Origin of the sequence: Bradyrhizobium hipponense, assembly GCF_008123965.1 — a bacterium.
Taxonomy (GTDB): Bacteria; Pseudomonadota; Alphaproteobacteria; order Rhizobiales; family Xanthobacteraceae; genus Bradyrhizobium; species Bradyrhizobium hipponense.
This window is the reverse complement of record NZ_VSTH01000091.1, coordinates 15,880-30,102: the sequence shown is the minus strand read 5'-3', so window position 1 is coordinate 30,102 and position 14,223 is coordinate 15,880. Positions and strand designations below refer to the sequence as shown.

Here is a 14,223-nt window from a genome sequence, read left to right as displayed (position 1 = left end):
CCTACTCTCCCTACTCTCCCCTGCTCGCACCGCATCTATCCGCAAGGGCTAGGACGCCGTCATGTTGGTGCCGACGCCGTTCCGGTGCCGACGTCTGCAGGCTTCGTCGTCGACGTGCTCGTGATCTAGCGGAAGAAGTAAACCGCTGTGCTCGGCCTGCAGTTTGAAGACGATACGTCGGGCTAAATGTCTCGCACTGAGGTGAAGCCATTTGAAAGAAGTTTAAGTCTCATCTCGCATATCTGTCAAAATTACTTGCTAAAAATCATTACCGAAATCCATCTGCGGGATCGGGCCGCGTTCTAAATCCTAACGGCGTTCGATCAATTTTCTGTTCGAACCTGAAACCGGTTTCGACTTGATGATGGACGCATCTACGAAGTCCAGCGACGCCCCCTAGAATGCCGAGGCCATCTCGGCGTATCGACAAAAGGCATTAGCTAGTTGCATTTGACGAGGGGTCCGGCACTCGGCCTCAAACAAACGCGGCGAAGCGACCACTATGCAAATGCACTTTGCTCGCGAAACAGCGACGTTCAGCCGATTGGCGCTGTACAGAAACTCCATTCCCCTCGGGGCATCCGCATGACTTGAGGTCGCCATGGAATAGATGACGATTGGCGCCTCCTGCCCCTGAAATTTGTCCACCGTGCCGATGCGAGCGCCGGGAAGTCGCTCCTGAAGCTCGAAGACTTGCGCATTGCACGGTGCGATGATGAGGACATCGTCGAGCGAAATCGGGGACTCACTACCTTTTCGATCGACCCAGGTCGTGCCGGATCCCAGGATGTCCGCAATTAGGTCGCGGATCGCATCGGCTTCTTCCGGCGACGAACTCTGATTTCCGTCGTGCTGGACCGGAAGGTAGCGAAGGCCAGAACCGTTGAGTCCGGACTTGGTCCTGATTTCCTGCCGCTCAAGTCCCGGCCGAGACTTCAGACGACCTTCATAGAACAGTTCGGAATTGAAAGCACAGATGAGCGGATGAAGCCGCCACGTCTCGGCGAGAAACAGACCCCGATCGGCCGGAATGGTGGCATGATAGCCGAGGACATGGTCCAGGGCCGAAACACCGACGCCATCCGGATGGCTTCCTTGAATCGGCTGCTCCAATTGACGAGGGTCTCCCAGCAGGACGACGCTGTGCGCAGCTTGTGCGACGGCCAGCACGTTCGCGAGGGCCATCTGCGCGGCTTCATCGATGAACAGCACGTCGACGCTCAGGCTTGCGTCCGGCCGGGCCCAGAAATACGATGTCCCTCCGCCGACGGAACAGTTCGTCCGCAACGCGTCGAGAGCATGCTCGTTCTTCTTGACGAAATTCAAGCTGTCGAGATCGTCTTCTTGATGCTTCTCATCGACCTTCTGGACGCAGCGGATCGGAAGACCTTCTTCACCAGCAGCTTCGACGACCTCGTCGAGAAGATTCCGAATGACCTTGTGACTATTGGCGGTTATCCCAACTCGCTTTCCTGCGCGCACAAGAGCGCAGATCATGCGGGCGCCCGTGAATGTCTTCCCGGCGCCCGGCGGCCCTTGAACCGGATAGACGCTCTGGTCCAACGCGAGCGCAACCTGGGTGGCGGTCTTCAAACTATCCTCGCCCACGACCTGCAGGCTCGCTCCTTGCAGCCGCGGCGCGGCCAATAGGAGAAGATCGCGCGCGGCGCGGTGCTCGCCGGCTCCTTCAATTCCGTTTTCCGCCACGTACTGTCCCAGCCGGAAAAGAGCCTCGGGACGTTCGTCGCGATCCACCGATTTGTGAGCGAAGACGGCTTCCGGATGGAATTCCGAGGTGTCTCCTCGCTTCTTGATGTCGATGGTCCGATCTTCATGCGAGATGGCGATGACGCTACCGAACTTCTGGCCGCCGACGCTCCTGAGCTCGCTGTCGGGCCGAAGATCGGTATCTTGAAGGACGAAGCTGTACCTATGAACAGGCACCTTTGCGGTGCCACCGGCTGCTTCTTTGAACGTAAGCCCAGAGAGACCGGCGCGTTCGTGGAGGAGGTCGTCGGCGGAAAGATCGCGTAGCCGGAAATATTCCCACCAAACGGCCTTCTTCTCCCGGCCGTGAAAGTCCAGCATGAAGGCCAGCAGCCAGCGGGCCTGCTGCTCGACCGTCCGTTCGGCGACGTCGTCCGGAATGCCTTCCGTAAGCCGACCGACGAGCACTGCCACCCTCTTCTGCCAATCGCCGCGTTTTTCGCTGACTTCCGCGGGCTTTGGAACGGGCCGTTCGATCACTTCGCCGCTGGCAATGAGACTGGCGCGCAGCGCTTCGAGCCATTCCCGCAGCGCGGCCGTCGAGTCGCAGTCATCCTTGTTGTAACCGCGGATCGTGTCCTTGTCCGCATCGGGAACGCCGGCGGCATCTCCCATTTCGAGGCGCGCCTGAATCCTGGCCATGACCGCCCCGACGTCTTCCAGCGGAACGCTGCGGGTAAACGAGTACAAGGGCTCCAGCTTCTTGATCGAATAGCTCTCCACGCTGGCGCGAATCCCGTGGCGAACGACGGCGAACAGATCGACGAAGATCTCGGCTCGCAGAAGGTTGTCGACCTCATTCTCGCGCGAGGCGTAACGGCCCATCAGGCGCTTCATGGTGGCCGGTTCGTACGGCGCGAAATGGTAGATGTGCAGATCGGGGTAGGACTTGAGGCGCTCGGTCACGAAGTCGACGAAACGCTCGAAGGCGGCACGCTCTTCCTGCCGGTCCGAGGCCCAGTCACCCACGTACTTCGGCTTCCCTTCATGATCGAGGAAGGAGTAGCCGAACAGGAATTCCAAGCCACCTTCCCCAACGAAAGGATCACCCTCGAAATCGAAGAAGATGTCGCCTTGAGACGGCGCGGGAAGCCGTGACAGGCCGAAGCCAGCGATCGGCGGTAGCGCCTCGTACTTCATCGAGCCGCTCGTTCTGCCTTCGACCTGAATTCTCGCCTGCTCGCGTACCTTTTCGTAGCTTTTGGCAGCTCCGCGTTCCGGCCTCCATTCCAGGGGGATGGGCATGGCGGCGAGCGAGGCCGTGCTGCCGACTCCGCGTCTGGTCAATTCTCCGATCTGCGACTTGCTGATACCGGCGACCAGCGACAGGTGGTCGTCCCGCCGCCTTCGATCGTCGCAATCGCGGCGCCACCGGCAAATGTCGCAATGTTCGATGGGTTCGGGATAGGCGGCGCCGGCGCCGTTGGTGATCGCCGTTTCGAGGCTAGATCTTACATGCCGGTAGTAGGCTGAGTAGTCGGCGATACGGTAGGTTTCCGGCTTAAAATTCGTACCCGGGATTACGACGTGGGCCGCAGTCGGCTCGACACCCTGCATCGCGGAAAGCATGTCCGAATACAGCGATATCTGCAGAACCGTATTCCCCTTCGTTTCGCGCGAGAGCTTCGTATCGGTAACTTCGTACGACCAGGCGCCGAACCGACTTGGCGTTTCCACGCGGCGGAGCACGTCGGCCCGGCCGTTCCACGTCCCCGATTGCAATGCTCCTTGAACGATGACCGCATCGCCGCGGGTCATGGCCTCCAAGGTCGCCGAAATGGAGTTGGGATCCAGCCCTACTCCATCGATCACCGTCACGGTCATGCCGAGCGTCTTCAGGTGATCGATGAAGGCTCGTTCGTGCGCGGCACCGCGCTCGGCAAGGGTCTCGAGAACCGGGTCCCAGACCTTGGGCTTCTGAAGCTCGCCCTTGGCCACCTTGAGGTCGAGTTCCGTCAAATACGTACAGTTCAGGTGCCCGACCAGATCGGCCGAACTCAGGTACAAATTCCCACCGACGTTCTGCATTCCCCACCACAATGCCGTTCGCCGGCGACCCTACTCGGCTGTCTAGCGTGCGCCCATTATGCCATTTTCCTAGGCGATCGGGCTCGAAAGAGGTGAATAATCTACTATAGTCGCGCAAAGAGTGTGGACGGGGGTTGAGCTGGTGGGGGCTGGTACGGTCGAGAAGGCGAGATGGCTGCGCGATTTGCTCCGGTTTCTGCCCTTGCGAAGCCAGTTCGTTCTGTCGGGCAATACCAAGGATCTCCAGATCCATGAGGCCGCGCCTGGCCAGATCACATCCGTATCCCTGACCAGAGCGCTGCCGGACGCACTGAGGGACGCCGGCTATGGCCGGATCGCGAGCTTCGAGCTTTTGAACGGCTTTAGAGCTCTCGAACCGTCCGACGATAGCTTTCTGACGCATCTTGGGCTGTCGCCCGCAAACGGAACCGCTGCCGGCGGTATCGATCTGTTGGCCTCGACCCTTGAACGGCATGTTCCATCCGACGGCCCGCCCTCGGCCCTCATCATCGACTTCGCGTCGCGCTTGATCACTCGCAGCGAGGCCCTCTCTCCCGCCGAACATCAGCTATTTTCGCGCGCATTGATCCTTTCCCACTCTGCGCGCGCGCGCCCGGCCGGCGATCGTCGTCAGCCATTTTTCAACACGGTGATCTGGATCGTGGACAAGGAAGGAGACCTTCCCGACTGGTTCCTGATCGGCAATCCACGTATTCGGCACATACCGATCGGTCGGCCCGACCACCTGGCCAGGCGGACTATGATCAGTTCGTTGATGCGGGGACTTCCCGGCGCTCAAAATGCCGCGCCGGCCGACCTGGAGAAATCGACCAATGGATTCGTCGACGAGACCGAAGGACTCCTGCTTCTCGACCTCAGCGCGATCGCACAGCTCTCCCGAAGCGAAAACGTCTCGTTCGATCGCATTTCCGATGCGGTTCGGCGGTTCAAGGTCGGTGTCACCGAAGACCCGTGGCGCAAAATAAGCCACGACAAGATCAGCTCGGCGGACGAGTTCGTAAGGCGCCGCGTGAAGGGGCAGGCGCACGCCGTCACTCACATGCTCGACATCGTGAAACGCGCCGTCACCGGCATCGGGCAATCGCCGAGGGGAGGCCGACCGAGGGGCGTCGCTTTCCTCGCCGGCCCCACCGGGGTCGGGAAGACGGAACTCGCGAAGACCATTACTAGCCTGCTCTTTGGCGACGACAGCGCATACATCCGCTTCGACATGTCCGAGTTCAGCGCCGAGCATTCCGATCAGCGATTGATCGGTGCCCCACCCGGCTACGTCGGCTACGACGTCGGCGGCGAGCTCACCAACGCCATCCGGGAAAAGCCATTTAGCGTCGTCCTTTTCGACGAGATCGAGAAGGCACACCCGCGAATCCTCGATAAATTCCTTCAGATCCTGGACGACGGCGTTCTCACCTCGGGACGAGGGGATCGCGTCTACTTCTCCGAAGCTTTCATCGTCTTCACCTCCAATCTCGGTATCTACACCCCCGGCCCCACGGGCGAGCGGATCGCGAACGTGACGCCCGAGGAGACGTTCGATGCGGTCAAGCGGAAGGTTCGCGCCGAGATCGAAAAGCACTTCAAGCAAGTGCTCAACCGTCCGGAAATCCTGAATCGCATCGGCGAGAACGTGATCGTCTTCGATTTCATTCGCGGCGATGTCGCCAACGAGATCTTCGATCAGATGGTGGACAACCTGCTGAACGACGTCAAATCGCTAGGCTACGACGTGACACTGTCGGAGCAGGCCCGCGCGACGCTGCGAGGTCTATGCCTGGCAGATCTTTCGAACGGCGGACGCGGCATACGCAATCAGGTCGAAGCCCATCTCATCAACCCGCTTTCGCGCGGTCTGTTCGATAGCGGCGCAGCAGCAGGAAGCCGATTTCGGGTCTTGGAAGTTCAAACCGGGGCATCGTCGACGCTTCGTCTCGAAAGCGAGCCCTAGAGATGACGGTTCGCATCTCCGTATCGCGTATCCATTTTCCCGTGACGACTTTAGGCCCCGGACGAAGGCTCGGCATTTGGTTTCAGGGTTGCTCCATCCGTTGTCCGGGCTGCATTTCCATGGACACCTGGGTGGAAGGACGGGGAAACACGACGGTCGAAGAAGTCGCCAATTCCATCATTCCGTGGATCTCTAAGGCCGACGGCATCACCATCTCAGGAGGCGAGCCTTTCGACCAACCCGACGCTCTGTTGGAACTAACGGCACGAATTAGGTCTAAGACCGAGGCCGACATACTCGTCTTCACCGGATATCCGTGGGCGCACATCCGCGACATGGCTGGCACGTCCCCTGGTACGATCGATGCCCTCGTTACGGGGCCTTTCAACTTCGAGGAAAAGCAGACACTTGCCCTGCGAGGAAGCGACAATCAGGAACTTCACTTCATCACGGAAAAAGGCCGCGCCCGGTTCGCCAGCTTCGAGCGCCTGGCCGATGAGCGGGATCGGTCCGTCGATGTCATGTTCGACGAAAACGGCGACGTCTGGTTTACCGGTATACCCGCGCGCAATGATTTTCGCAGACTGCAGGAATTACTCGAAAGCAATGGATCGACACTCGACACTTCCGAAGACAAGCGAATTTCCTCCAAGCTGGCTCGCCCGGCATGATTAGACTTTGCTCGAATTGCGATACCGAGCGTCCCGTCACCGAGTTTTTTTGCGAAGGCACGGTCGACGGTCACAATTGCGGATGGGACCTGTCATCGATCGATCCCACGCCCCCTGGCCAGCCGCAACCTGTCCCTCCGGCACCGACGCCATCCAATCCGACTTGTCGCAACGAGCACGCCAACTCGCCGGGCGACCTCATCTGCAGCACCTGCGGAGAAATTCTCGACGAATCTGCGCCACCCGTACCGCTGCCCGAACCGGGACCCCAACCGGATCCCGAGCCATCGCCGGCCGAGACCATCATCGACGGCTGGCGTCTTCTCGACAGGATCAAGTCGTCGAGTAGCGTTCGCGAACGTTACACTGCCGTGCAGGACGCCAGCGGACGTCGCGGAGTACTTACGCTATATGCGACCGCGTCCGAACCGGACGGAGCGATCTACGATCTGCTGCGAAAACTTCCGCGCGATCACGTCGCCGAAATAATCGCGACCGGTCGATGGTGCGAGCGCGCTTATGAGGTCGTCGAGGAATTCCCAGGCGGCACCATCGCGGATCTATCGCTGGACATCGGCGATCGGACGGCGCTGGAGAGCTTCATCAGCGAACTTGCCCGAGCCGTACATTCGTTGACCGAGGCGGGCCTGCGCCACAGGGACCTCCGTCCCTCCACCATTTTCGTCCGCTCCCGGGGTCCGCTCGACCTCGCTATCGGCAGCTTCGGCTCTGCACGTCTTTCGGAATTCGATCTCGACATCGCCTCTCCGCTTGAAACGACCCGATACATGGCGCCTGAAGCGATTGCGGGCGGCGTAGCGGCGGCCTCGGACTGGTGGAGCCTAGGGATGATCCTGCTGGAGCGGATCACCGCAGGAGCCTGCTTCGAAGGCATCAACGAGCAGGCCTTCCTGATCCACGTGCTGACCAACGGCGTGCCGCTGCCGGAGAATCTGGATCCTTCCATGGACCTGCTTCTTCGGGGCCTTCTCGCAAGTGATCGCCGTCAGCGGTGGCAATGGAAGGAAGTTCAGGCCTGGCTTGCGGGCGAAGCAGTGTCGGCGCCTGCAGGGCAGAAAGCCGGCGAGGCAGAGGGGCGGGCGCCCATCACGCTCGGCGGCAAGCAGTACAGGTCGGCCGGCTCGTTCGCACTTGCCGCTGCCGAAGCATCCAACTGGGATGAGGCAAGAGGCCTTCTTCTGCGAGGAGCGGTGGCGACCTGGGCCACGGAGGCGGGCTTCGATGCCAAAGTGCCCGCGGCGCTGCGACAGTTCGCAAGGGTCGAGGAACTGAACGAAGATCTGAAGCTATCGATCTCGTTGAAGACGCTGAACCCGTCGATGCCTTTGATCGTCCGGGGAAACATCGTTACCCCCGGCTGGCTGCTCGACCATCCCGACGACGGCTTCAGCCTCATCACGGGCCCGGCTCCAGATCTTCTTCGAAAGGTCGATGCGGACGATCTGCTTTGGCGGCTGAAACTGCGCGCAGAGACCGTGCGAAAGCGCCTGGAACAACTCGATATCGAAGTCGAGGAAGACCTGCTTCGCGTGCACCTCCTCTCGACGTCGATGGCCCGTTTGTCGGCTCTGTGGGAGGAAAAGCGGAGGCTGCTTCCCGACAGCGACCATGCAGGTATCGTTTCGCTGGTGGAGCGGCGACAGTCGGCCGAAGAGGACCTGATAATTCTTCTCAGCGCATCGCCGAGCCAATTCCGCTCGGTGGAGGAGGTGATCGAGGAAGCGGCCAAGCAGGCTTCATCGGCAGGCTTGAGCGCCTTTTCGAAGGAGGAGGCTGCGGCGAGACTTGCGCGCCCTCGTCGTGAAATCTACCAGGCCGTCGACGAGCGTATACAAAATTTCGCCAGGTGCGGGATTTCGACGGTCGATGAATGGGCCGACGAATTTCGTCTTGACCGACGCATGCCGATCGGTCGGGCTCTCGCACTTCTCTCGGTTCCGAAGGACACGTGGAAGCCGCTTCCCAAGCAAGGCTACGTTTCGACCATTCTTGATTTCTTCGCGAAAAGAATATCAGGCGGCGTACTGCGCGGACCGCTGACGCGGATGCTCATCGGCAAGACCGCGCGGATAGATCTGACCGAGTTGAATACGGCGCGACTGCCGGGATCGGAGATCCTCAGCCTTCTTTTGGCAAGGGCCGGCCGAGCAGTGAACATCGATCCTGCCGCGTTTTCCGAGAACGAAGGCCTGGAACGCAGACTGCGATCTCTCCATTCCCATGCACTGCTCTACAAGCGAGATACCGGGATCGACGGTCTATATATGGGATTTCCGTTCCTCCTCATGCGGGACGGGAAGCCGAACACGAAGCCGAGGATCGCGCCCGTCCTGCTCTGGCCGGTCAGCGTGTCGCCCGAGGTCGGAAACCGCGGTCACGTCACGATCGGGTACGGACGCGAAAAGAACGCCGAGACGGAAGCGGAACACGTCGTCGTCAACCCAGCCCTCGAAGGCATGGTGGGAATTCCCGAAGCAAGACGATGGCAGGAAGCGGCGGACGAGCTGCTCACCCGTGGCAGTCTTACGACTCAGGATGTGATGGACGCGTTCAGCCAGCTCGCCACGCCTACGGGAAGCGAGTTGGCACCGCTACCCGGTAAGGACGTGAAAGTCGGCTCGCACGAACGACAAATCGTGCCAGCAGCCGTGCTGTTCCATCTCGCTTTTATGGGGCAGGCGGTCATGAAGGATCTCCAGCTCTTGAGAGGAATGCCGCCCACGGCGACCGCGCTCGAGGCAGCACTCCGTCTCACGGATCAGAGGTCGGCGCCGCCGACGCCGGCCCCGGTGCGGGAGATCGATCGCTACTTCACGGCCGACAGCGATCCCTCCCAGGAGGCGGCGGTGATCGAAGCTCGACAGGCACCAGGCCTCGTCATTGAGGGGCCACCGGGGACGGGCAAAAGCCAAACCATCGTCAACATGGTGGCGGACGCGATCGGCAGAGGCAAATCGCTGCTTGTGATTTGCCAGAAGCAACCGGCAATTGACGTCGTCAGGAAGCGCCTCGAAAGAGAGCGACTTGCTGACCGGTTCGTCATGATCACGGATGCCACGCGAGACCGCGAGGCCATCGTCGGCTCGATCCGTTCCCAAGTCGAAGCCCTGCATAGTCGTCCCGCGGGCGGCTCGCCCGCCTGGAAACGCGATCGCGAACGATTGGCGGCTCGCATCGACGTGCTCGAAGCGGAACTCGATCGTCAACAGGCCGCCTTGCACGAAGTCGAAAATCGGACGGGATTGACCTATCGGTCATTGCTCGGCGAACTCCTGGCCATCGAGGAAAACGAGCCGAAGCCGATCGATGCGCCGGCGCTTCGCTCGCTACTATCGGATTTGCATCCGTCAGACATCGCGACGGTCGAGGAGAATTGTGGACCGCTTGCGAGATATTGGCTTCCGGCCAAGTTCGAGGGCAATCCCCTATCCTCTCTCAAGGTCTTCAACCCGGACCGCGGAGCGGCGGAGGAGTTCGGTACATCCCTTCGTGCCTTCTCGGACTTGGAAGCAGGACGCGGGAACGCGGAAGCGGAGACCGCAGACTCGTTGAGGATTTCAGATTTCGACTCCTTCAGACAATGGCTTCGGACGGCCGAGCAGCTTCGCTCGATCAGCGAGGGCCTTTGCGCCAATCTCGGACGCTGGCTTCCCATGTTTAGAAGTCCCGAGGGCAGCGGGTCCAAGGGCACGAACATGCTTGCCGGCCTCGTTTGGCTTGAGGAACGCCTCGCTTCGCTTGATCCATCGGCTCATCAGCCAGATCAGGTCCAGAAGCTGGTGGGAGTCCACGACGACGAGCTGAGATCCGCTTCGGAGTTGGCGGCAGCGGTACTCCAGCCGGCGAAGGGATTGGCAATGATCAATCCCATGCGTTGGCTTCGAAAACGTCGTCTTCGCGCTCTGCTGACGACCATGAGTTTTGCCAACGACGACCGAGCCATCTCGTCTTTCCATCGCGGGGCCGAACTGGAGTTGGTGCTCAGGCCGCTGAGAATGCAGTTGGCGGGATATCTCACCGCGCTTTTCGGCAAGGCTCCCGATCACGACGTTGCTCCCGGCAAACTCGCCGAATTTTCCAGGAACCTGCATTCGATACTTGCGGTCGTCCACAACCTCGTGACCGTCATCGACGATTGCCCTAACCGGGCTGAGCTCGACCGGGCAGCCATGACCGGCAAGGTCGAAGGGATCGACGAGTTCTTCGGGCGAGTGGATCGCGCTCTCCGAAGGCAGGATGTCCGGCAGCAAAGCCATGCGGCGCTGGATGATCTCGCCCGATATGTTGACGCGGCTTGGATCGAATCGCGACGCTCGACGATCGACGGCGGCCGGTCCAACGAGGCCGCCCTCGCCGAAATACTCCAAGCGTTACCCATGCTTTTGCCATACCAGGAATTTCGGCTCCGCTCCGTTCGTCTCGGCGACAAGGAACGCGCTATCTTCCGCACTCTTCGCTCGAAGGAAGCTGAACTCTCGCTGATCGGTACCGGTGATCTTGATTCTTGCATCCGGGCAACCATCGGGCGGGAGGCGCGGCTGGCCTGGAAGAGCGCGATGGAAGCCGCCAATCCGGAGGTACTCCTCGATAGCGGAGCGGTCGAAGCGAAGGTGACGTCGCTTGCCGAAGCCGACGCGCAGATCAGGGATTGCAACAGGGAGCTCCTGATCCATGGCATCGATGTCAGCCGCGTCCACCCGACGCGAGAGTGGGAACCGATCACTCGACTTCGCGGACCGAGGGCGTTGCGACTTCGAGAGTTCATCGAGAAGGCCGCTCCGCTTGGCCTTTTCGCGCTACGACCGGTTTGGCTGATGACGCCCGACATCGCGAGCCGCGTGTTGCAGGCGCGTCCAGGCACGTTCGATACCGTCATTTTCGACGAAGCCTCCCAGATGCCGGTGGAATACGCGTTGCCATCGCTATTCCGAAGCAAGATCGTGATCGTGAGCGGCGACGAGAAGCAGATGCCGCCCACGACATTCTTCGCGAGCAAGGTCGAGAACGACGAAGCGGCGATCTTCGATGGCGAGGAGCCGGAAGAGGAAGCGACCGAAGAGGAGCGCGAAGCCTTCGCGGAAACGTGGAATCGGCGGGAGATCAAGGATTGTCCCGATCTGCTCCAGCTTGCGCGCTCCGCTCTCCAAAGCCGGACCCTGCAGGTCCACTATCGTTCGAAATACCGCGAGCTCATCTCGTTTTCGAACGCTTCGTTCTACGCGAACGGACTCAGCGTTCCGGTTCGCCACCCGGACGAAACGATCCGGAGGATCAAGCCTATCGAGGTTCTCCGCTCGGACGGCATCTACAAGAGCCAGACCAATCCCAAGGAAGCCTCCGATGTGGTGGAGTATCTCAGCGGCCTCTGGGAGGACGCTTCTCCGCCATCAGTCGGTGTCGTGACATTCAATCGCAAGCAGGCGGACGCAATCGAGGACGCGTTGGAAGAGCGCGCCGAAAACGACGAAGCGTTTCGCGATGCCTTGATGCGGGAGCGCGAGCGCGTCGAAGGCGGCGAGGATATGGGCTTCTTCGTCAAGAACGTGGAGAACGTTCAGGGCGACGAACGCGACGTCATCGTGTTCTCCACCACTTTCGGACGCAATGAGCATGGCGTCTTCCGCAAGAGCTTCGGTGCACTCGGTCATGCCGGCGGCGAGCGGCGCTTGAACGTGGCCGTGACCAGGGCAAGGGAAAAGGTTGTGATCGTCACGTCCATGCCGGTATCCGAAATTTCCGACCTCCTGACCCGGCGCGGCGGACCGCGCGTACCGCGTGACTATCTGCAGGGTTACCTCGAATATGCTCGAACCGTTTCGGAAGGATCAGCGGATTCGGGTAGGACCTTGCTCGAACGCCTTGTAACGGAAAAGCGCGCGGATCACGAATATGAAAGCCACGTAGACGATGGCTTCACGAAATCCGTCGAGAAATTCCTGGAGACCAGCGGATGGAAGCCGGCCAAGGCGCGCGACGGTGGCGCGTTCAGTCTCGACTTCGCGATCACCGATCCTCGGACGGGTCTGTATGCGATAGGTGTAGAGTGCGACGCTCCGCGGCACCTGTTGCTCCAAAGAGCCCGAGCGCGCGAGGTCTGGCGCCCGAAGGTTCTGAATGGAGCGGTCCCGTTCATTCACCGGGTCTCGTCCTACGCGTGGACCCATTCCGGGGATGAAGAGCGTCAGCGCCTCAAGGAAGCCGTCGAAAACGCCCTGTTTAATGGAGGAGGATACCAATGAGTGGTCCGAAAGCCTTCCGGATAGTAACCCGGGCAGAAATCATCTCAATCTGCCGCCGCAACCTGGCGCGTCTGGACGCGACCATCGAAATTTGGACTTCGACCTGCGAGCGCAACGGGACGATCGATCAGTCCGATATCGATCGGGTTATCGCTCGACGCGACGAAATCCGCCGTATGCTCGACGCGGACAGATTCACGGACCTTCAAAAGCATGTCGTATCCGAGATCTCATATCTGAACGCCGATACCGAGCGACGTGCGGAAAAGGCTGCAGAGTCTGCAGCGAGACGCAAGGGCGATTTAAGACGTGCCAAATCCGCCGCCCAGACACTACTCGCAAGATTTGAAACTTCCCGTATCGAAATTCCGGTCGACCTTCGACGTGAGCTTTCGACCCCGGCGGCGTCCGTCGGGAGCCTCAACCAGGCGATCAGCAAGGGGTTGATGCTGCTTCAACCAATGGGCAGCTCGGAAGCCGTCACCGAGCGCCAGCGGGAGCTCGCCGACCGGCTGGGTGCCGGCGAACGTCGTATCACTCTCGAAGAGTGGACTTCGCAGCAAACCGACGCAAGCGAGGACCAGGCGCTTCTCAAGGTGGACAAGCTCCTCGGCGAACTTGCCGGCCTCGGAATCGATCCTAGTCCTTTTTCCGCCCGGATCACAGCTCTCGAGACCGAGCCGCGCACCCGACAAGCTCTTGTTGCAGACAGCCTGCTCCTCGATCTCAGTTCTGCGATCAAGGCCCGACGCGAGCGCGCACGCATCGAACGGGATCTTTCTGAGCGGCATGCCGAACTGTCGGAGATGAAATCGGCCGAAGCGGCCACGCTGCGTGTCGAGATCGAGCAGGCCCTTGCGAAGTCCGGCTCCAACGACCAGGAACTCGTCAAGCGCGCCGATTTCCTGATCGAGGCCGAAGTCCGCTCAATGGCTGCGGAAGAACGACGGCGCGCAGTCTTGGAGGGGCTCGCGAGCCTCGGTTATGAGGTCTCCGAGGGGATGATGACGGCCTGGGTCTCGGGCGGTCGCATCGTTCTCCGAAAGCCGGCTAATCCCGGGTACGGGGTTGAGCTATCGGGCGGGGCGCAAACCGACGTTATGCAGGTGAGAGCCGTCGGGCTTGGAAATCCTGCCGATCCACGTGACGCTGGACGAGATAAGGACATGGAAACGATTTGGTGCGGCGAATTCGAACGCCTGCAGTCGCTCGTCGCGAAAGCAGGAGGAAACGTTTCCATCGAAAGTGCCCGCCCGGTGGGACAGTATCCTCTCAAGGTGGTAGCCGATCTCGCTGCACTTCCGGCGGATGACGCCGTCGAGATTGCACGCCAGCGGACGCGTCAATAGTGGTCAACATTGCGCTTTCCCTTACCGTAATCCGCACCGTGATCGGGTAGAGCGCGCTCACGAAAGTCGCAGCTTTGGGTGACCGCATCCCTCCTATTGGCCAGGCCCATTTTGGCGGTACTGGCCCAAGAGCTGAAGGATGGACACGAGGCGGTTGAGCCCTTGCGGAGTGCCGTCCCATG

5 protein-coding genes are annotated in these 14,223 nt (G+C 60.6%); 4 read left to right on the top strand and 1 reads right to left on the bottom strand.

The features are described 5' to 3' along the window. Positions 1-396: 396 nt before the first annotated feature. Entirely contained in the window at positions 397-3,795 is a 3,399-nt protein-coding gene (locus FXV83_RS25795; protein WP_148742427.1) for a TM0106 family RecB-like putative nuclease, read from the bottom strand. Positions 3,796-3,916: 121 nt separating this feature from the next. Between FXV83_RS25795 and FXV83_RS25790 the strand changes: the two genes are divergently transcribed. Genes FXV83_RS25790 through FXV83_RS25775 form a run of 4 tightly spaced genes read left to right on the top strand, consistent with a single transcriptional unit; the run spans position 3,917 to position 14,041 of the window. After that, positions 3,917-5,761, top strand: coding sequence for an AAA family ATPase (locus FXV83_RS25790; protein ID WP_488226263.1), 1,845 nt, complete (start codon positions 3,917-3,919; stop codon positions 5,759-5,761). Positions 5,762-5,763: 2 nt separating this feature from the next. Continuing rightward, positions 5,764-6,432 carry a 4Fe-4S single cluster domain-containing protein gene (locus FXV83_RS25785; protein WP_148742425.1) on the top strand — a complete coding sequence of 223 codons (669 nt, stop codon included), beginning with the start codon at positions 5,764-5,766 and terminating at the stop codon, positions 6,430-6,432. Then, positions 6,429-12,692, top strand: coding sequence for an AAA domain-containing protein (locus FXV83_RS25780; protein ID WP_148742424.1), 6,264 nt, complete (start codon positions 6,429-6,431; stop codon positions 12,690-12,692). The genes FXV83_RS25785 and FXV83_RS25780 overlap by 4 nt, the downstream gene beginning before the upstream one ends. Next, positions 12,689-14,041 (top strand): hypothetical protein, encoded by a 1,353-nt coding sequence (locus FXV83_RS25775; RefSeq protein ID WP_148742423.1) that lies wholly within the window; start codon positions 12,689-12,691, stop codon positions 14,039-14,041. Before FXV83_RS25780 ends, FXV83_RS25775 begins: the two co-directional genes overlap by 4 nt. Positions 14,042-14,223: the final 182 nt, after the last annotated feature.

Bases quoted from the DNA above. Each gene is read 5' to 3' on its own strand.
- FXV83_RS25780 (WP_148742424.1), top strand. From the start codon at position 6,429: ATGATTAGACTTTGCTCGAATTGCGATACCGAGCGTCCCGTCACCGAG.
- FXV83_RS25785 (WP_148742425.1), top strand. From the start codon at position 5,764: ATGACGGTTCGCATCTCCGTATCGCGTATCCATTTTCCCGTGACGACT.
- FXV83_RS25775 (WP_148742423.1), top strand. From the start codon at position 12,689: ATGAGTGGTCCGAAAGCCTTCCGGATAGTAACCCGGGCAGAAATCATC.
- FXV83_RS25795 (WP_148742427.1), bottom strand. From the start codon at position 3,795: ATGCAGAACGTCGGTGGGAATTTGTACCTGAGTTCGGCCGATCTGGTC.